Source organism: Cyanobium sp. ULC082, assembly GCF_977927535.1.
Genome location: NZ_OZ376397.1, coordinates 83,236 through 100,495, shown reverse-complemented (window position 1 = coordinate 100,495; position 17,260 = coordinate 83,236). Strand labels below are relative to the sequence as shown.

19 protein-coding genes are annotated in these 17,260 nt (G+C 66.2%); 10 read left to right on the top strand and 9 right to left on the bottom strand.

Annotation, left to right across the window (positions count from 1 at the left end):
• Positions 1 to 30 precede the first annotated feature (30 nt).
• Complete coding sequence (locus ACXMDY_RS00555) at positions 31 to 687, top strand: riboflavin synthase (protein WP_259702904.1); 657 nt, start codon at positions 31 to 33, stop codon at positions 685 to 687.
• A gap of 93 nt (positions 688 to 780) precedes the next feature.
• Positions 781 to 1,389 (top strand): HdeD family acid-resistance protein, encoded by a 609-nt coding sequence (locus ACXMDY_RS00550; RefSeq protein ID WP_259702903.1) that lies wholly within the window; start codon positions 781 to 783, stop codon positions 1,387 to 1,389.
• Between the two features lie 10 nt (positions 1,390 to 1,399).
• Here ACXMDY_RS00550 and ACXMDY_RS00545 read toward each other — a convergent pair whose 3' ends face one another.
• The 4 genes from ACXMDY_RS00545 to ACXMDY_RS00530 form a co-directional block, all read right to left on the bottom strand.
• Positions 1,400 to 1,765, bottom strand: coding sequence for an AbrB family transcriptional regulator (locus ACXMDY_RS00545; RefSeq protein WP_259702965.1), 366 nt, complete (start codon positions 1,763 to 1,765; stop codon positions 1,400 to 1,402).
• A gap of 130 nt (positions 1,766 to 1,895) precedes the next feature.
• Positions 1,896 to 2,507 (bottom strand): cytochrome c oxidase subunit 3, encoded by a 612-nt coding sequence (locus ACXMDY_RS00540; RefSeq protein WP_457767247.1) that lies wholly within the window; start codon positions 2,505 to 2,507, stop codon positions 1,896 to 1,898.
• Between the two features lie 4 nt (positions 2,508 to 2,511).
• On the bottom strand, positions 2,512 to 4,179 hold the full coding sequence (gene ctaD, locus ACXMDY_RS00535; protein WP_259702902.1) for a cytochrome c oxidase subunit I: 1,668 nt from the start codon (positions 4,177 to 4,179) through the stop codon (positions 2,512 to 2,514).
• 51 nt (positions 4,180 to 4,230) lie between these two features.
• On the bottom strand, positions 4,231 to 5,103 hold the full coding sequence (locus ACXMDY_RS00530) for a cytochrome c oxidase subunit II (RefSeq protein ID WP_259702901.1): 873 nt from the start codon (positions 5,101 to 5,103) through the stop codon (positions 4,231 to 4,233).
• Between the two features lie 175 nt (positions 5,104 to 5,278).
• Here ACXMDY_RS00530 and ACXMDY_RS00525 point away from each other — a divergent pair, with 175 nt between their 5' ends.
• The 6 genes from ACXMDY_RS00525 (at position 5,279) to ACXMDY_RS00500 (ending at position 10,557) form a co-directional block, all read left to right on the top strand.
• Entirely contained in the window at positions 5,279 to 6,214 is a 936-nt protein-coding gene (locus ACXMDY_RS00525) for a COX15/CtaA family protein (protein WP_259702900.1), read from the top strand.
• A complete protein-coding gene (locus ACXMDY_RS00520) occupies positions 6,207 to 7,220 on the top strand; it encodes a heme o synthase (protein WP_259702899.1) in 1,014 nt (337 codons plus the stop codon). The genes ACXMDY_RS00525 and ACXMDY_RS00520 overlap by 8 nt, the downstream gene beginning before the upstream one ends.
• A 64-nt stretch (positions 7,221 to 7,284) precedes the next feature.
• On the top strand, positions 7,285 to 8,304 hold the full coding sequence (locus tag ACXMDY_RS00515) for an ATP-binding cassette domain-containing protein (protein ID WP_457767573.1): 1,020 nt from the start codon (positions 7,285 to 7,287) through the stop codon (positions 8,302 to 8,304).
• Between the two features lie 50 nt (positions 8,305 to 8,354).
• Entirely contained in the window at positions 8,355 to 9,227 is an 873-nt protein-coding gene (locus ACXMDY_RS00510; protein WP_259702897.1) for an ABC transporter permease, read from the top strand.
• 8 nt (positions 9,228 to 9,235) lie between these two features.
• Positions 9,236 to 9,817, top strand: coding sequence for a hypothetical protein (locus ACXMDY_RS00505; RefSeq protein ID WP_259702896.1), 582 nt, complete (start codon positions 9,236 to 9,238; stop codon positions 9,815 to 9,817).
• A 29-nt stretch (positions 9,818 to 9,846) separates the two neighbouring features.
• Positions 9,847 to 10,557 (top strand): N-acetylmannosamine-6-phosphate 2-epimerase, encoded by a 711-nt coding sequence (locus tag ACXMDY_RS00500; RefSeq protein ID WP_259702895.1) that lies wholly within the window; start codon positions 9,847 to 9,849, stop codon positions 10,555 to 10,557.
• Between the two features lie 9 nt (positions 10,558 to 10,566).
• Here the strand turns inward: ACXMDY_RS00500 and groL are convergent, their stop codons facing one another.
• Positions 10,567 to 12,246 (bottom strand): chaperonin GroEL, encoded by a 1,680-nt coding sequence (gene groL / locus ACXMDY_RS00495; RefSeq protein ID WP_259702894.1) that lies wholly within the window; start codon positions 12,244 to 12,246, stop codon positions 10,567 to 10,569.
• A gap of 143 nt (positions 12,247 to 12,389) precedes the next feature.
• Here groL and ACXMDY_RS00490 point away from each other — a divergent pair, with 143 nt between their 5' ends.
• The gene (locus ACXMDY_RS00490) at positions 12,390 to 12,626 is read left to right on the top strand and encodes a hypothetical protein (RefSeq protein WP_259702972.1); all 237 of its coding nucleotides are present in this window, start codon (positions 12,390 to 12,392) and stop codon (positions 12,624 to 12,626) included.
• On the opposite strand, the gene fabG is transcribed toward ACXMDY_RS00490, so the two are convergent.
• From fabG to ACXMDY_RS00475, 3 genes are all read right to left on the bottom strand, one after another.
• On the bottom strand, positions 12,627 to 13,385 hold the full coding sequence (gene fabG / locus ACXMDY_RS00485) for a 3-oxoacyl-[acyl-carrier-protein] reductase (protein ID WP_259702893.1): 759 nt from the start codon (positions 13,383 to 13,385) through the stop codon (positions 12,627 to 12,629).
• Between the two features lie 81 nt (positions 13,386 to 13,466).
• Positions 13,467 to 14,612 carry a potassium channel family protein gene (locus ACXMDY_RS00480; protein WP_259702892.1) on the bottom strand — a complete coding sequence of 382 codons (1,146 nt, stop codon included), beginning with the start codon at positions 14,610 to 14,612 and terminating at the stop codon, positions 13,467 to 13,469.
• A gap of 102 nt (positions 14,613 to 14,714) precedes the next feature.
• Positions 14,715 to 15,560 (bottom strand): glycosyltransferase family 9 protein, encoded by an 846-nt coding sequence (locus ACXMDY_RS00475; RefSeq protein WP_259702891.1) that lies wholly within the window; start codon positions 15,558 to 15,560, stop codon positions 14,715 to 14,717.
• A 79-nt stretch (positions 15,561 to 15,639) separates the two neighbouring features.
• Here ACXMDY_RS00475 and ispD point away from each other — a divergent pair, with 79 nt between their 5' ends.
• Positions 15,640 to 16,335, top strand: a complete 696-nt coding sequence (gene ispD, locus ACXMDY_RS00470) for a 2-C-methyl-D-erythritol 4-phosphate cytidylyltransferase (RefSeq protein ID WP_259702890.1) — start codon at positions 15,640 to 15,642, stop codon at positions 16,333 to 16,335.
• Here the strand turns inward: ispD and ACXMDY_RS00465 are convergent.
• The gene (locus ACXMDY_RS00465; protein ID WP_259702889.1) at positions 16,319 to 17,239 is read right to left on the bottom strand and encodes a S66 peptidase family protein; all 921 of its coding nucleotides are present in this window, start codon (positions 17,237 to 17,239) and stop codon (positions 16,319 to 16,321) included. The genes ispD and ACXMDY_RS00465 overlap by 17 nt on opposite strands.
• Positions 17,240 to 17,260: the final 21 nt, after the last annotated feature.

Genomic DNA, 17,260 nt, shown 5'->3' with positions numbered 1-17,260 from the left:
GCCATTATGGGCAGGTCCTTCAATGGGCGGATGTTCACCGGGTTGGTTCAGGCGGTGGGTCGGCTCAGGCGCCACCCCCGCGGCGTGATCGTCGACGGGATCAACGATTCATTCACGCTCGCCCTCGGTGACAGCGTGGCGGTGGATGGCGTCTGTCTGACCGTGGCGGAGCTGCAGGCAGGCGGCTTCCGGGCGGATGTCAGCGAGGAGACGCTCAGCCGCAGCACTCTGGCCGCCAAGGCCGCCGGGGGCGCGGCGGTGAATCTGGAGCCTGCCCTGCGGCTGGCCGACCGGATCGGTGGCCATCTGGTCAGCGGCCATGTGGATGGGCTCGGCGAGGTGACCGGCATCCGGCAGCTCCCAGGCTCCTGGCAGCTGGAGCTTCGCTGGCTTGATGCGGCCTACGGCCGTTATGTCTGCGACAAAGCCAGCGTGGCCGTGGATGGGATCAGCCTCACGGTGGCTGGCGCCAGTCCCGGTGGGGATCGGTTCTGGATCGCTGTGATCCCCCTCACCTGGACAAGCACCACGCTTGAGCAGAGACAGGTGGGGGACAGGATCAATCTCGAGGCTGATCTGCTCGCCAAGTACACCGAACGACTGATCGCCACCCGAGCGGCCAGCGCGCCTTCCGCCGAACCATCCAGGGTGGATGATGCCTGGCTGGCCGAGAACGGCTGGAGCTGACCATCCGCTCCAGACCCGATCCTGTCGAGAGGTTGCTCAGGCCCGGCGGGGGTTCACGGTTCGGACTAGGTTCCGATCACCTGCACCGGATCCATGCTCCTGGACCGCAAGGCGATCACCGCACTGCGCACCTTCACGACCGCGGAGGGTGTCCTGATGCTGGTGCTGGGGGTGCTTGCCCTGATTTTCCCGGTGGTCACCTCGTTCTGGATCACCGCGATCGTGGCGGTGGCCTTTCTGGTGGGGGGGATCGTCGGCTGGGTGGACAACCTCTACCGGGCCCGTCATCTCACCCGCTGGCATGCCTTCTGGCGGCTGGTGGTGTCCACCTTGTTCCTGGTCACCGGGGCCTGGATGATCAGCCAGTTCCGGGGCGGGCTGGCCGCCGCGGCCGCCCAGGTGGCAGCCCTCTCCCTGGCGATCGGGCTGGTCTTCGTGGTGGAAGGAGTGGTGGCGATTCTGGTGGCGGCCAGCCACCGCCAGCTGGCAGGCTGGGGCTGGGGTCTGGCCAACGGCGCGATCACACTGCTGCTTGGGTTGCTGATCCTGACGATGCGCTACCCGCTGCCTGTGCTGGGCATTCTGGTGGGGGTGAGTTTCGTGTTCAGCGGCATCGACCTGCTGGCCTTCAGTTCCCGCTTCCACGCCGATCCGGTTGATCCGGTCGATCCGGAACGGCCAGCACAGACCCCTCAAGCCTGAAGCGCCCAGGTCAGTTCTTGCCTGGCACGCTCTCCTCAAGGGGCAGCAGCAAGATCGAGCCGGTTTCCTGATGGATCTGGATCTCAAGCTCCTGGCCTGGTTCCAGACCCAACCGCCGGGTGTAGGCATGGCCGATCAGCAGGTTGCCGTTGCCATGCACACGGGTGCGGAAATCAGCCTGGCGTCCCTTGTTGCCGCGGCCGGAAGGGGTGTTGCCCGCCAGCCGATAGCCCTTGGCCTCAACGAGGGCGCGATAGAAACTCTTCTTGAGCAGGCGACCACTCGGACTGACATAACCGCAGGCCCTGGCGATCTCATCTTCCGAACAACTGCTCAGGGTTCGCGCCTTCTCCAGCAGGATTTTCCCTTCCAGCATTGATGTCTGCGTCATGGCGATCGGATGTCACCGAGCCTAGATGGCTCTGCCAATGTTGCACCACTGTTTGGCCGCTCGCCAGCGGCGCTTAAACCAGGTTGTTCAGAGCGGGTCCTTCAGAGCAGGTCGTTCAGAGCAGATAAAGGATGCCGAAGAGAATCAACCAGATCCCATCGACAAAGTGCCAGTACAGCTCAGCGGCTTCAACGCCGAAGTGATGCTCGGGGGTGAAACGACCCGGAACCCTCGCCTGCCACCAGACGATCAGGATCATGAGGGCCCCCAGGCAGACATGCAGGCCGTGAAAGCCGGTCAGGGCGTAGAAGGTGCTGGCGAACAGGTTGTCGGTCAGGCCGAAGGGCAGAGAAAAATACTCAACCATCTGACCCGCCAGAAAGGCCACTCCCAGACTGGCGGTGATCAGCAGCCAGAGACGGCAGGCCCCGTTCCGGGACTGCTTGAGCTCCTTGGCGGCACGATGGAACGTGAAGCTGCTCGCCACCAGCAGGGCGGTGTTGAGGGTGGGAAGAATCAGCTCCAGCTCGTAGACCGCGCCCGGTGGAAGGGGATTCACCGCCCGGAAGGTGAGGTAGGCGGCGAAGAAGCCGGCGAAGGTCATCCCGTCGGCCACCAGAAAGGTGGCCAGTCCGAACATCCGCAGATCGACATGCTCGGTATCAGCCGCCAGAGCTCCTGCTTCGGGAGTGGGGGATGGATCGGGAATGGAGGTGAGGATGGTCATCGTTTCAACGGCCCTCGGACCAGATCTCCAACCCTGACACGGCCTTGAGATCAATCTGACCCTCCGGGACCCCGTATCCGTAGGGATGGGTCACCAGCGGGGCCGGCCCCTTCCAGTTCTCCACCGGCGGCGGGGAACTGGTCAGCCACTCCGGAGTGAGGGCGTTCCAGGGATTGTCGCCTGCCACCTGACCGGCCAGGGCGCTCCAGACCACGTTGACCAGGAAGGGGAGCGTGCTGATCGCCATCAGCAGGGCTCCGACGCTGCTGAGCTGATTGAGAAGCGTGAATTGGGGGTCGTATTCGGCCACCCGTCGGGGCATGCCGTTGAGGCCGAGCCAGTGCTGAGGTGCAAAGCAGAGATTGAAACCGATGAAGGTGAGCAGGAAGTGCAACCTGCCGAGCGGTTCGTTCAACATTCTGCCGGTGAATTTTGGAAACCAGTGATAGATCGAGCCAAACACAACGAACACCGTTCCACCATAAACAATGTAATGGAAGTGTCCTACAACAAAATAGGTGTCGTGGACATGGATATCAAAGGGAACCTGAGCGAGGGCCACACCAGTGATCCCTCCGAAAACGAAGTGAACTATGAAGGCACAGGAAAACAGCATGGCGCTGTTCAGGGCGATCTTTCCGCCCCAGAGGGTGGCAAGCCAGTTGAAGAACTTGATGCCCGTTGGCACAGCGATGAAAGCGGTGGCAATCGTGAAGAACAATCGCATCCAGGGAGGCGTGGCACTGGTGAACATGTGATGGGCCCACACGATCAGGCCAAGAAACACAATGCCCAGAATGGAATACACCATTGTGGTATAGCCAAACAAGGGCTTGCGGGCATGCACCGGCAGGATCTCGCTGACCAGGCCGAAGGCCGGCAGCACCATGATGTAAACAGCTGGATGGGAGTAAAACCAGAAAAGATGCTGGTAAACAACGGCATTGCCGCCCAGTGCAGGATTGAAGAATCCGGTGTGAGCAATGATATCGAAACTGAGCAGAACAAGCGTGCCAGCAAGGACAGGCGTGGCCAGAACAACCAAAATGCTGGTTCCAAGCATGGCCCAGCAATACATGGGCAACTGCATCATTCCAAGCCCTGGCCTTCGCATCTTCAACACCGTGGCGATGAAGTTGATTCCACCGAAGATTGAACTCCCCCCCAGCAGCAGAACACTCAGGATCCAGACCACCTGTCCGGCAGCTGGTGTTGTGAGGCTGAGCGGCGGATAAGCCGTCCAACCAGACTGGGCAGCTCCAGCGATGAAATAGCTGGCGATCAGCAGGAAACCAGCAGGAGGGATCAACCAGAAGGCAACGGCATTGAGCCGGGGGAATGCCATATCCCGCGCGCCGACATAAAACGGAATCAGATAATTACCAAAGCCACCGTTCACAACAGGAACGATCCACAGGAAGATCATCACCGTGCCATGCAAGGTGAGCACTTCGTTGTAGGTTTCGCGGGGCATGAAGTCCGAAATCGGGCTGAGCAACTCAACCCGGATCATCCCGGCGAGGGCGCCACCAACCAGATAGAAGAAAAAGGCTGTGACCAGATACTGAAGACCGATCACCTTGTGATCAAGACTGAAGCTCAGGTAACGAAGCCAGCCCTCCGGCTGCAGGTTGCTCGGGTGAGAGGTCTGGGGCGGGAGGGAGAGAGTCATCGTCGCCGGTCTGTGCTGGTGGAGGGATGGAACAAATCAGCTGGACCGTACTCAGCCTGTGGCGAGCTGGGCAGTCAAGGCAAGGGTGGCTGGGCGGTTCGAAGCCAGCCAGCTGTCGAAGGCCTCCGGCTCATGCACCACCACCGTGGAGCGCATCCCGCCGTGGTAGGGGCCGCACAGCTCTGCGCAGATGATCGGATACTGACCGGGCAGGGTTGGGGTGAAGGTGAGAACGGTGGGCTGGCCAGGGATGACATCCTGCTTGAGCCGGAACTGGGGAACCCAGAAGGCGTGGATCACATCCCGGGCCTCCATGCGCAGCTCCACGGTCTGGCCGGCTTTGACATGGAGTTCCCCACTGGTGAAATCCCCTTCCGGATAATGAAAGAGGAAGGCGAACTGAAGCGCTGTGACCTCCACGGGCAACAGGCCTGCCTCCGTTCCGCCGGGAGAGCCGATCCCTCCCCAGAGCCGTGGCTCAACATCCTGGGTGACAAGCTCCTCGACACTGGCCGGCATCACGGCAGAACCCATGGAGGCGTGCATGGCGTGGGGATCGGCCAGGGGGATCATTCCGCCCATCCGGTCATAGATGTCATAGCTGTAGATGCCCACGAAGAGCACCACAATCGCCGGAATGGCCGTCCAGAAAATCTCCAGCTGAAGATTCCCTTCAACGGCCACTCCATCGCCGAGATCTCCATCCCGGCGCCGAAACCGCACCAGACTGAAAATCAGCAAACCGACAATTCCGAGGAAAAGGATTGTTCCGATCGTGAATAGGACGGCAAACAATTCGTCGTAAAGGGGAGCGTTGGTGCTGGCCGCCGCGGGAAGCAGATTGACGTTCTGACCAACCCAGAGTCCGCTCAGGACAAGGATCATGCCCAGAACCAGGGTCACGATGGCGGAGGGAATGGGCATGACCCGGTCGCATTGCTCCCACCCTATGGCGTGGTCGAGCTCCGGCGGGGGTTGCCAAAAAGATCAACTGCGGCGCGCCGCGATGTCGTGAGCGATTCCACACAGACGCGGGGGGACGTGTATGGAGATCCAGGTGTGGAGTTCACGGTCAAATTCGATCGCTAGCTTGTCTGCCATGACTGCTGGTTTGCTCTTTCTCAGCTCCCACCTCGTGGTGGCCCTGGTGGCGCTGGTGGGCATCGGTGGAGCCACCCGGGTGATGGAGGCCGGCCTCGCCTGTCCGGACTGGCCCCTCTGCTACGGCACCCTGCTGCCTGGCGACCGGATGACCCTCCAGGTGTTCCTCGAATGGTTCCACCGACTCGATGCGTTCCTCGTGGGCATCGGGTTGCTGGTGCTGTTCAGCCTCAGCCTGCTCCGCCGGTCCCGCTTGCCCCGCTGGTTGCCCTGGCTGAGCGGTGCGGCCTTGCTTCTGGTCGGTGTCCAGGGCGGCCTCGGTGCTTTGACGGTTCTGCAGCTGCTGCGTTTCGATCTCGTCACAGCCCACCTGGCCACGGCCCTGGTTCTGGTGGCCCTGCTCAGCGGAGTGCACCAGGGGTTGGCCGGCTGCCTTTCCTCAGAAGCCGGGGAGCCCACGCCTGCCATCCGATCCCCCCGCAGCCAGCTCTGGTGGCTGGCGGCGGCGGCGGCCGGGCTTGCTGTGTTTGTCCAGGCCCTCTCCGGCGCCCTGATGGCCAGCCAGTGGGCATCAGGGCGTTGCCTTTCCTCCGGCGCTTCCTGCGCCTGGCTTTCGGTCCACCGGCAGCTCGCCTCTCCCATCGCCGGCGCCGTGCTGCTGGTTGGAGTGGCGATCGCCCTGCTGCCAGGCCCCCAGCGGCGGCACTGGCCCCTGGCCGTGGCAGCCAGCCTGCTGGTGATCCTGCAGGTCCTGCTGGGCGTCTTCACCCTGCGGCTGGCCCTCTCCGTTCCACTGGTCACCGTTGGCCACCAGCTCACCGCCGCGCTGCTGGTGGCTGTCCTCGCCGCCCTGGCCGTGCAGGCCTGGCGGAGCTCCGATCTCAGCCCCATGACTGCCCCCAGCCCTTCCCCCCTGCAGACCTCCCATGGTTAGCGCCAGCGTGGCTCCAGCCCCTTCGGTCCAATCCCTGAGCCGAGCGGAGCTGGTGCCTTCGCGGGCCCGGGTCCGGCTGCCGGCCTGGCTTGAGATCGCCAAGCCCCGCCTGATCCCCCTGCTGCTTGCCACCACCCTGGGTGGGATGGCGTTATCGGAAGGCTGGCCCCTTCCCACCCCACGGCTGGTCTGCACCCTTGTGGGCGGCGCCCTGGCCGCCGCCGCCGCCGGTGTTTTCAACTGTCTGTGGGAGCAGGAGCTGGACGGACGGATGCTGCGCACCAGCGGCCGCGCCCTCCCCTCAGGTCGGCTCTCCCAGGCCACCGCCTTCAGCATCGCCGTAGGGCTCACCTGCCTGGCGGCCGTGCTGCTGGTCGTTGGGGTGAACTGCCTGGCGGCCGGCCTGGCCCTGCTTGGGCTTTGCAGCTATGTGCTGCTCTACACAGCCCTGCTCAAGCCCCGCACCACCCAGAACATCGTGATCGGCGGGGTCGCCGGGGCGATCCCCCCCCTGGTCGGAGCCGCGGCGGCCACCGGCCAGGTGGGCCTGGGGGGATGGTGGCTGTTCAGCCTGGTGATGCTCTGGACTCCAGCTCACTTCTGGGCGCTGGCCCTGCTGCTCAAGGAGGATTACCGCTCCGTGGGCATTCCGATGCTTCCCGTGGTCAAGGGCGTGGTGCCCACCACCCGGGCGATCAGCCATTACGCCTGGGCCACGGTGCTGGTCAGCGGGCTGGGGGTGCTGGCGCTGCCGACGGGCGGACTGCTCTATGGCCTGCTGGTTCTGCCATTCAATTCAAGGTTGCTGCAGATGGGCCGTTCCCTGGCCAGCAGCCCGGACGACCCCCTGCCAGCCAAGGGGCTGTTCCGCTGGTCGATCCTGTATCTGTTCGGCATCTGCCTGCTGCTGCTGCTGGCCCGACTGCCAGCAGCGGCCGCATTCAGCAGCCAGTGCTGGCAGTTGCTGGTGGCTGCCTATCCGTTCCTGCCGGCCTCGGCCCTCTGAGCGCGGCGCCGGAGCCCTTTCTAGATTGAGTCGTCCCATCAGCCGCTCAAGGCTGTCAGCAGCGGTGCCAGAAACGGTGATCGAGCTTGAAGAACTCCACAAGCGCTACGGCCCGGTCGAAGCCCTGGGGGGGTTCAGTCTGCAGGTTTCGCAGGGAAGCCTCTATGGCCTGCTGGGTCCCAACGGGGCCGGCAAGACCACGGCCCTGCGCATTCTCTGCACCCTGCTGTCCCCCGACAGCGGCCATGTGAGGGTGGCGGGGATCGATGCCCTGGCCCAGCCTCGCGCCGTCCGGGAACTGCTGGGGTACGTGGCCCAGGAGGTGGCGATCGACAAGATCCTCACGGGACGGGAGCTGCTCGAACTCCAGGGGGCTCTGTACCACCTGCCGGCCGATCGTCTGCGGGCCCGGCTGCTCGAACTGACCGACCTGCTCGCCATGCACGACTGGATCGATCGGCGCTGCGGAACCTATTCCGGCGGGATGCGCCGTCGGCTCGACCTGGCCAGTGGACTGCTGCACAACCCTGCCGTTCTGGTGCTGGATGAGCCCACCGTCGGGCTTGACATCGAGAGCCGGGCGACGATCTGGCAGGTGTTGCGCCAGCTGCGCGATCAAGGCACCACGGTGCTGCTCAGCAGCCACTACCTCGAGGAAGTGGACGCCCTGGCCGATCGGCTGGCCATCGTTGAAGATGGGCGGGTGATTGCCGAGGGCAGTCCCAGCACCTTGAAAAATGCCCTCGGCGGTGATCGGGTCACCCTGCGGGTGCGCGAGTTCAGCGATGACGTCGAAGCGGCGCGGGTGCAGCAGGTGCTGCAGGCTTGCCCAGGCATTCAGCAGATGGTGGTGAACAGGGCCCAGGGCCATTCGCTCAACCTCGTGGTCGAGAGCGAGGCGGTGATCGAGCCGCTGCGCCGCCAGCTCGCGGCGGCTGATCTGCCGGTCTTCTCCCTCTCACAGAGCCGCCCGAGTCTGGATGATGTCTATCTCCAGGCCACCGGCCGCACCCTGATGGATGCGGAGCTGGCGGTGGCCGGCAGCCGTGACCCCAAGGCGGAGCGCAAGCAGGCGATGCGTTGAGCTGATCCCCCCTTCCGATCCCACCCCTTTCTTCCATTCCCTCTCCGGCGATGACCAGTGCCCCCTCCCTCTCCGCCCCCGTTCCACGGCCGGAGGCACCACAGGCCACCCGGTCGGCCCTGGCCGATCTGAGCCAGGAAATCCTCGCCCTGACCAAGCGGCTGTTCCTGCAACTGGCCCGCCGGCCCTCGACCCTGGTGGCAGGCGTGCTTCAGCCCCTGATCTGGCTGGTGCTGTTCGGAGCGCTGTTCGCCAAAGCCCCGGAGGGTCTGCTCCCCGATGGCATGAGCTACGGGCGCTTCCTGGGGGCGGGTGTGATCGTGTTCACGGCCTTCAGCGCGGCGCTCAATGCCGGCCTGCCGGTGATGTTCGACCGGGAATTCGGCTTTCTGAACCGATTGCTGGTGGCTCCGTTGCGCTCGCGCAGCTCGATCGTGATCGCCTCGGTTCTGTACATCACCAGCCTCAGCCTGGTCCAGAGCCTGGCGATCATGGGCACGGCTGCCCTGCTGGGCTACGGCTGGCCGGGGACCTACGGATTGCTGCTGGTCCTGATCACCCTGTTGTTGCTGGTCTTCGCCGTGACCGGGCTCAGTCTTGGGCTCGCCTTCGCCCTGCCGGGCCACATCGAGCTGCTCGCGGTCATCTTTGTCGTCAACCTGCCGCTGCTGTTCGCCAGCACGGCCCTGGCACCGATTTCCTTCATGCCGGCCTGGTTGGGCTGGCTTGCGGCCCTGAATCCACTTACCTTCGCGATTGAACCGATCCGCGCCGCCTACGGCGGCAACGTCTCCCTGACGGCAACAGTGCTGGAAGCGCCCTACGGCGCTCTCAGCACTGCCCACTGCCTGCTGGTGCTGGCCATCCTGGCCGTCGGTCTGTTCCTGCTGATCCGGCCCCTGTTGGATCGGAAACTCAGTTGAGTGCCGCCGTGTCTCCCTCTTCCGCCCTGCCGGACCCACTCCGGCTTGCCGCCCTGCCGGCACCTGAACGCTCCCTCCGCACCGAGCTCCTCGAGGCCCTGCGACAGCAGGATCACCCTGCCGTGGCCAGGCTCTCTGCCCGCTGGGCCCATCGCCATGGGGTCGAGGCCCTGGAGCGGCTGATTCACGACCAGAGCCTCCTGGAGCCCGGCCGGATCGAGGAGGAACCAACGGCCGCAGCCATCACGCCGCCACCGCAAGGGAGCTTCGACCCTGGGGAGCAACCGATGGAGGGTGCCCTCGAGGGCACCCTCAGCAACCCTCCGGCCCAGGGTTTCCACCCGATCCGGCGCCTGAAGACCCTGGTGCGCGACTGCATCGACGAGGTGGCCAGCACCTTCCAGGGTGAGACCGATCAGCGCCTGCTTGAGGAGAACGCCCCTGTCACCAGCCGCTTCAGCCTGGTCCAGCCCCTGGAGCCAACTGGCCCCGTGCCGCTCCCAGCCCCGCCGCCGGTCCATCCTGATCTGGCTGATCTGCGTTCCTGGTTGCCGGATCATCAGGACGACCACCAGCGCCGGGCCTCCTGAGCCTGCGTTCGCCGCCGCCTTCCTTCACTGTGTCCCCTGCTCCCCTACCCCAGCGGCTCAGTCGCGCCACCCTGCAACGGGGGCTGATCGTGTCGGTGCAGGCGCCGGAGGGATCGCCGATGCGCCATCCCGATGTGATCGCGGCGATGGCGGCAGCCAGCCTCGAGCAGGGGGCGATCGGGGTCAGGCTGGAGAGCCCTGAGCACATCGGCGCCGTACGGCGGCGCTGTCCGCAGGCCCTGATCGTCGGATTGTGGAAGCGCTGCTTTGCCGACAGCTCCGTTTACATCACGCCTGGCTGGGAAGAGATCCTGGCTGTCTGGGCCGCCGGTGCCGACCTCGTGGCCCTGGACGGCACCGATCGGGCCCGGCCTGGGGGCCAGGACCTGGCCGGGCTGATCGAACGTGCCCACGCCGAGCTGGGAGCGCCGCTGATGGCTGATGTGGACAGCCTGGCCAATGGACTGCGGGCGGCTGAGCTGGGCTGCGACTGGGTGGGAACCACCCTGCATGGCTACACCGAAGCAACCGCCACCTGCCGACCGCCGGCCTGGGAGCTGCTGGCTCCCCTGCGAGCGGCCCTGCCGGCCGAAGTGCCCCTGATCTGCGAGGGCGGAATCTCCAGCAGCTCCGAAGCCCTTCGGGCCCACCAGCTGGGAGCCGATGCCGTGGTGGTGGGGACGGCCATCACCGGGGTTGACCTCCAGGTGGCGGCCTACGTCCAGGCGATGGCTCGGTGAGCGGGAGGCTCACATCATCCCTGGCATGCCCATTCCACCCATGCCGGGCATCCCCATGCCTCCCATACCACCCATGCCGCCCATTCCATCCATGCCACCGGGGGCGGGAGCAGCCGCGGGTTCGGGCTTGTCGGCGATCAGCACTTCGGTGGTGACCAGCAGGGCGGCAATCGAGACGGCATCCTGAAGCGCCAGTCGGACCACCTTGGCCGCATCCAGGATGCCGGCGGCGATCAGATCTTCGTATTCACCGTTGAGGGCGTTGTAACCCTTGCCTGAGCGCAGAGCCTCTGCCACCACCACCACACCGTTGGCGCCGGCGTTGTCAGCGATCTGACGCAGCGGAGCGGAAAGGGAGCGTTGCACGATCTGGGCGCCGGTGCGCTGGTCTCCGCTCAGCCTGGCGATCAGGCCGTCGAGCGGGGCGGCGAGCTGCAGCAGAGTGCTGCCGCCACCTGGCACGATGCCTTCCTCCACAGCTGCGCGGGTGGCGTTGAGGGCATCCTCGATGCGCAGCTTGCGGTGGCGCAGTTCGGTTTCCGTGGGGGCCCCGACTTTGATCACCGCCACCCCACCGGCCAGCTTGGCGATCCGCTCGTTCAGCTTTTCGCGGTCGTAGTCGGAATCGGTGGCCTCCAATTCCCGCTTGATCGAGGCGACCCGCTCGGCCACGGCGTCGCGGTGGTCATCACTGCCCACGATCGTGGTGCTGTCCTTGCTGATCGTGATCCGGCGCACCCGGCCCAGATCCGCCAGGGTGACCTTGTCGAGGGTCATCGCCCGGTCCTCGCTGATCAGGGTGGCTCCGGTGAGAACGGCGATGTCCTGCAGGGAGGCCTTGCGCCGCTCGCCGAAGGCGGGGGCACGCACGGCGGCCACCTGCAGAACGCCGCGATTCTTGTTCACCACCAGGGTGGCGAGGGCTTCTCCCTCGACCTCCTCAGCCAGGATCACCAGGGGTGTGCCTGCCTTCGAGACCATTTCCAGCACGGGGATGAGATCAGCAATCGCGCTGATCTTGCGATCGGTGACCAGCAACAGGGCGTTGTCGAAATCGCAGACCTGGCGATCGGCGTCGGTGACGAAGTAAGGGGAGGAGTAGCCCCGGTCAAAGGCCATCCCCTCGGTGATCTCGAGCTCGGTGGCAAGCGAACGGGATTCCTCGACGGTGATCACGCCGTCGGTGCTGACCTTGTCCATGGCATCCGCGACCATCTGACCGATCAGCTCATCTCCCCCGGCACTCACGGTGGCCACCTGGCGGATCGCGTCACCGGCCACCACCTGAGCCAGACGGGCGATGCCATCGACCACCTCGGCGGCGGCGGCCTCCATGCCACGCCGCAAGCCGACGGGATTGGCCCCTGCCGCCACATTGCGCAGACCTTCCTGTACCAGCGCCTGGGCCAGCAGGGTGGCGGTGGTGGTGCCATCACCGGCCTGATCCTTGGTCTTGGAGGCCACCTGCTGGATCAGCTTTGCACCCAGATTTTCAAACGGATCATCGAGCTCGATCTCCTTGGCGATCGTCACGCCGTCATTGACGATGTCCGGGGCACCGAACTTCTTCTCCAGCACCACGTTGCGGCCCCGGGGACCGATGGTGACCTTGACGGCGTCAGCGAGCGCATTCACCCCCCGCTCCAGGGCGGCGCGGGATGCATCCGAGAAGCAGATCAGTTTGGCCATCGGTTGGTGGTGGGGCACGCCATCGCGATGCCCGGATCAGAGAAGGCCTCAGATTCCCATGGCGGTGTGGGGGATGTCAGCGGATCGGGGGTGGGGAAAGCCGAATCGCGGCTTCGGCCACGCTGCCTCGATAGGGTCTTGGCATGGAGGAACTGATCACCCCCAACCTGGCCGGTGCCCTGGGCGATGTGGCCGCCGATCCGGTGGCCGGTCCCAATGTGATGGCTTTCGTGATCATCACCGGCCTCGGCCTGGCGATGGCGGTGGTCTATGTGCCGATCCGGCTCTTTCTCACCCTGACCGCCCGCAGCCGCAGGCTGAAGCTGCTCCAGCGCATCCGTCGCCTGCGGGAGGAACTGGGCCAGCCCCTGGAGAGCTGATCAGCTCATCAGCATCCCGCCATCCACCTGGAGCACCTGACCGGTGATGTAAGCGGCGGCGGGGTCTGCGGCCAGGAAGCGAACGGCGCCGGCCACCTCCTCGGGCTGGCCGAGCCGGCCGAGCGGAATCGCCCTGAGGATCGGCTCCGGATCCAGGCCCTCGGTCATGTCCGTGGCGATGAAGCCCGGCGCCACCGCGTTGACCGTGATGCCACGGCTGGCGAGTTCCGCGGCGACGGAGCGGGTGAAGCCAACCACGCCGGCCTTGGCGGCGCTGTAGTTGGCCTGGCCGGGATTGCCGCTCAGGCCGACCACGGAGGTGATGTTGATGATGCGCCCGCGGCGCGCCTTGAGCATGCTGCGGCTGACGGCGCGGGTGCAGAGGAAGACACCGGTGAGGTTCAGATCGATCACCGCCTGCCAGTCGGAGCGCTTCATGCGCAGCAACAGGCCATCGCGGGTGATACCGGCGTTGTTGACCAGCACGTCGAGGCGACCACTGCGCGCCAGCACCGCCTCGATCAGTCCGTCCACCTGGGCTTCGTCGGCCACATCAGCCTGGTGTGCCCAGGCCCGGCCACCCGCCGCCGTGATCTCGGCCACCACGGCCTCGGCGGCATTGCTGGAGCTGGCGTAGTTGACCACCAGCTCGGCACCATCCGCCGCCAGGGCCAGGGCGATGGCCCGGCCAATTCCCCGGCTGGCGCCGGTGACAAGGGCGGTCTGACCCTCCAAGGGCAGGGCAGTGGGAGCGGGCATCGGGAGGGAATGCTGGAGGCAGCGATCGTATGTCGCCCGCTTCCGGCCGCATCCCCCGCGGCTGGATTGGCCCGGATCCCCTCAATCCACCATCGCGGCAACCCCCTCGACGGCCTTGCCGAGAATGGAGGTGAAGCGCTGCAGCTGCTCCTGACTGCCCATCACCACAAGCATCTGGCCGGGCGCGAGCCGGACCTCGCTGCCGGGGTTGGCGATCAGCTTGGGCTCCTCCTGGTGATAGGTCGAGCCCCGGTAGCTGTAGGGGTTGGCGACCTTGGGCGCAGGAGTGCGGATCGCCAGCACCAGGGCCCCTGAGCGGCGCCCCAGCTCCAGTTCCGCCAGGCTGCGGCCATTGAGGTCACCGAGCCGGGCACCGTCTTCACTGAGCTGGAACTCCTCCACCTCACATTCGGACGTGGAGAGCAGATCCATGAACCGCACCGCCAGCGGGCGAAGGGCCGTGGCCGCCATGGTGCGTCCGCCGGCCACATAGGGGCTCACCACCTGGTTGGCGCCGGCCTGAAGCAGCTTGCGCTCCGCTTCATCGCTGTCGGAGCGGGCGATCAGGCGGCATTGCGGAGCAATGCCGCGGGCACTGAGCACCACGTAGAGATTGGCGGCATTGCTGGGCAGGGCCGCCACCAGGCTGCGGCAACGGTGAATTCCGGCCTCCAGCAGGGTTTCGTCGAGGGTTGCGTCGGACTGCAGCACGGTGATGCCGCGGTCTTCCGCCGCCTCCTTGCGGTCCTGATCCATTTCGATCACCAGCACGGGCACCCCTTCGCTGGTGAGCTGTTCGGCGATTTCACGGCCGATGCGGCCATAGCCGCAGAGAATCACATGGTTTTCCATGGTCATGAGAAAGCGGCGGAAACGTTGTTCTCCCATCCGGCGGAAGTAACCGGATTCACTCAGTCCGAGCAGGCTCTGGATGGTGACCTGCACCACCACCAGCCCCCCCACGAGCGCAAAGGTGGTAACGAAGCGGCCAGCCGCCGAGAGCGTCTCGGTGGTGCCATCGCTCCAGCCGAGGGTGCTGAGAATGATCAGCACCATCCAATAGCAGTCGCCCCAGTCCCAGCCTTCGGTGAGGCGATAACCCACCGCGGCGGCGTTGACCACGAAGAAAAGCGAAAGCAGCGGGGTTTTCCACGGCTTCGGGTTCCGGGCAGACGGAGGCCGGCGGCGAAAGCGCAGGAGCAGGGGGGTGGTGTTGGAGGAGGGCATCCAGCGGAGCCGTTGGGAAATTGGCGTTGATGGAGATGCCGCTGATGGAGATGCCTCTGAACGAGAGGCCGTTGATCGAGGGGGCGTTGATCGAGGGGCCGCCTATCCCAGTCCCAGGGCCTGCATCACCTCGGCGACACCGAGCTGATCAAGGCCACCTGCTGTGCCGACTCCTTGTACCCCCTCACGGCGCGGCAGGCTGTCGCCGCTGCGACCCAGCGCCACCAGGGGGGTGCCTGTCAGCAGAGCCAGCTCCGTGACGCTCGGATCGCTGCTGAGCACCACATCGGCACTGGCCACCTGGGCGGCCTGCTGAACAGGACTGCCGCCGCTGGCGCGACTCACCCGCAGGTCGGCCAGCCTGGCGCGGATCGCCTCAGGCAGGGCCTGCCAGTGGGCGGCGGGCCAGTCTGGGGAGACGCTGGTTTGCGGCATCGGAGCGAGCAGCAGCAACGGGCCCTTGCCAGGCGGCAGCTGGGCGGCAGCGCCATCGAGATCCGCCTTCCGGAGGCTGAGCCGAAAGGCATCGGCATCGAGCGGCAGCTCCAGCGGCCGCAGCCAGACCTCCAGGGCCTGACTGGGCCACCCAGCCGGGGGAGCCGGGAGCCTGGTGGTGGCCGAGAAACCGGAACGGGCGATCCGGGTGGGGATGTGGGTGAGGGAGAGGAGCAGATCCAGGGCCCAGCCGGAGGCCAGGTTGATCGAGAGCTGGAAATCCGGCTCCCGGACGGCTCCGAGCAGGTTGGCCCACTCCGCCAGGCTGACCCCGGCAGCAAAGCTGAACGGCAGAACCTTCTCAACGGCCGGCAGCAGTTTCCAGACCGCCGCGCTCTCCTGTGGGCAGGCCACCTGAACCTGGGCGTTGAGCCCAGCGGCCACGGCAGCCACGGCGGGGATTGCCTGCAGTTGGGATGCGCTGCCGCCGGGAATCAAGAAAAGAACACGCATCTGGGCGGCGGCTGGCAGGCGTGGCGCGAGCTGATTGTATGGATCGAAACCGGTTTTGCCGCCCCATCAGGAGTCGCTTGTGCATTTGCTGATCGCCGCTGCCGGCAGTGGACGCCGCATGGGCGCCGAGCGGAACAAGCTGCTGCTGCCGGTGGCAGGCCGCGCCGTCCTGGCCTGGACGCTGGAAGCGGCCCTCGCCTGCGACTCGATCCGCTGGATCGGGGTGGTGGGTCAGCCGGTCGATCAGGCTGCGGTGGAAGCCCTGATCGAGGCCGCCCGACCGGATCGTCCCGTGCGCTGGATCGTCGGTGGCGCCAGCCGCCAGGAGTCGGTGAGCCGGGGTCTGGCCGCCCTGCCGCCGGAAGCCGGCGGTGTGCTGATCCATGACGGCGCCCGCTGCCTGGTGACACCGGCCCTGATCGCCCGCTGCGCCGAAGCGGTGGAGCGGGGCGAAGCGGTGATCGCCGCCTCGCCTGTGAGCGACACGATCAAACAGGTGGATGGAGAGGCCATGATCGAGCGGACCCTCGACCGCTCCGTGCTCTGGGCTGCCCAGACCCCCCAGGGCTTCCCGGTGGAGGCCCTGCGCCAGGCCCATGGCCGGGCGATCGAGCAGGGCTGGGTGGTCACCGATGACGCCGCTCTGTTCGAGCAGCTGGGCTGGCCGGTGCGGGTGATCGCCGCACCGGCGTCCAACATCAAGATCACCACCCCCTTCGACCTGAGCCTCGCCGCGACCTTCCTGGCAGAGCGCGCCGCTAAGGCAGCAGAGTGAGCTGGCCAGCGGCGCCATCGAGCCGGACACGACAGCCCAGTGGCAAGGCGGCATTGCCGGGGGCATGACCCACCGGCAACCGACCGACGACGGGTATGCCCAGATCAGCGCTGCGCTCCCTCAGCACCTGCTCCAGGCTGAAGCGATGCGCCGGTGGTTCACAGGATTCAGCGGAGTCGGCCGCGATGTCGGCCACACGGCCTGTCACGGTGTCAACTGGATCGTCGCAGCCCTCGAAACTGCCGAAACCGAGGCCGGCGAGCTGCTGCAGGGCGCCGCACAATCGCCAGTGGGTGAGCAATCGCTCGATCCGGTAAGGCGCTTCGCCCACATCTTCGAGGATCAGCACCGCCCCGGCCAGGGGTGGCAGGAAAGGGGTGCCGAGCAGGTGGGTGGCCACGGTCAGATTGGCCACCAGCAGCGGGCCCTCGGCGATGCCACCGCACCAGCTCTCGCCCTGCAGGGGAGGCAGCGGTTCGCCGAACAGCAGGGCCCGCAGCCGCTCGCGGCTCCAGGCCGGCTCGCTGGCGAGGCTGGTGACCATCGGACCGTGGATCCCGCCGCCGACCCCCAGCGTCAGCCGCGCCCAGAGCAGGGATGTGGCATCCGAAAAGCCGAGCAGCCAGCCCTTGTGGGCGGGCAGGTGCTGCTCCAGCAACCGGGCCGAGCCCCAGCCACCGCGCACGCAGGCCAGCAAGGGGGCGGAGCTCTGCAGGTCGGCGCAGCGCTGGCTGTCGCTGCCGGCCAGGTAGCCCCAGCGGCGGGCCGGATCAAAGGGGCGCTCCACCTCCAGCCCCCACTCCTGCAGCAGAGCCACGCCCTGCTCGAGGCGGCCCGGATCGCCGAGGGCAGAGCTGGCGGCCACCAGCCGCACCCGCTCGCCGGGCCGCAGCGCTGCTGGCATGGGCAACACCCTGGCGGCCCT

What these genes read in the sequence shown, in the direction of transcription:
- ACXMDY_RS00555 (WP_259702904.1), top strand. Translation starts at nt 31, where the DNA reads ATGTTCACCGGGTTGGTTCAGGCGGTGGGTCGGCTCAGGCGCCACCCC.
- ACXMDY_RS00550 (WP_259702903.1), top strand. Translation starts at nt 781, where the DNA reads ATGCTCCTGGACCGCAAGGCGATCACCGCACTGCGCACCTTCACGACC.
- ACXMDY_RS00545 (WP_259702965.1), bottom strand. Translation starts at nt 1,765, where the DNA reads ATGCTGGAAGGGAAAATCCTGCTGGAGAAGGCGCGAACCCTGAGCAGT.
- ACXMDY_RS00540 (WP_457767247.1), bottom strand. Translation starts at nt 2,507, where the DNA reads ATGACCATCCTCACCTCCATTCCCGATCCATCCCCCACTCCCGAAGCA.
- ctaD (WP_259702902.1), bottom strand. Translation starts at nt 4,179, where the DNA reads ATGACTCTCTCCCTCCCGCCCCAGACCTCTCACCCGAGCAACCTGCAG.
- ACXMDY_RS00530 (WP_259702901.1), bottom strand. Translation starts at nt 5,103, where the DNA reads ATGCCCATTCCCTCCGCCATCGTGACCCTGGTTCTGGGCATGATCCTT.
- ACXMDY_RS00525 (WP_259702900.1), top strand. Translation starts at nt 5,279, where the DNA reads ATGACTGCTGGTTTGCTCTTTCTCAGCTCCCACCTCGTGGTGGCCCTG.
- ACXMDY_RS00520 (WP_259702899.1), top strand. Translation starts at nt 6,207, where the DNA reads ATGGTTAGCGCCAGCGTGGCTCCAGCCCCTTCGGTCCAATCCCTGAGC.
- ACXMDY_RS00510 (WP_259702897.1), top strand. Translation starts at nt 8,355, where the DNA reads ATGACCAGTGCCCCCTCCCTCTCCGCCCCCGTTCCACGGCCGGAGGCA.
- groL (WP_259702894.1), bottom strand. Translation starts at nt 12,246, where the DNA reads ATGGCCAAACTGATCTGCTTCTCGGATGCATCCCGCGCCGCCCTGGAG.
- ACXMDY_RS00490 (WP_259702972.1), top strand. Translation starts at nt 12,390, where the DNA reads ATGGAGGAACTGATCACCCCCAACCTGGCCGGTGCCCTGGGCGATGTG.
- fabG (WP_259702893.1), bottom strand. Translation starts at nt 13,385, where the DNA reads ATGCCCGCTCCCACTGCCCTGCCCTTGGAGGGTCAGACCGCCCTTGTC.
- ACXMDY_RS00480 (WP_259702892.1), bottom strand. Translation starts at nt 14,612, where the DNA reads ATGCCCTCCTCCAACACCACCCCCCTGCTCCTGCGCTTTCGCCGCCGG.
- ACXMDY_RS00475 (WP_259702891.1), bottom strand. Translation starts at nt 15,560, where the DNA reads ATGCGTGTTCTTTTCTTGATTCCCGGCGGCAGCGCATCCCAACTGCAG.
- ACXMDY_RS00465 (WP_259702889.1), bottom strand. Translation starts at nt 17,239, where the DNA reads ATGCCAGCAGCGCTGCGGCCCGGCGAGCGGGTGCGGCTGGTGGCCGCC.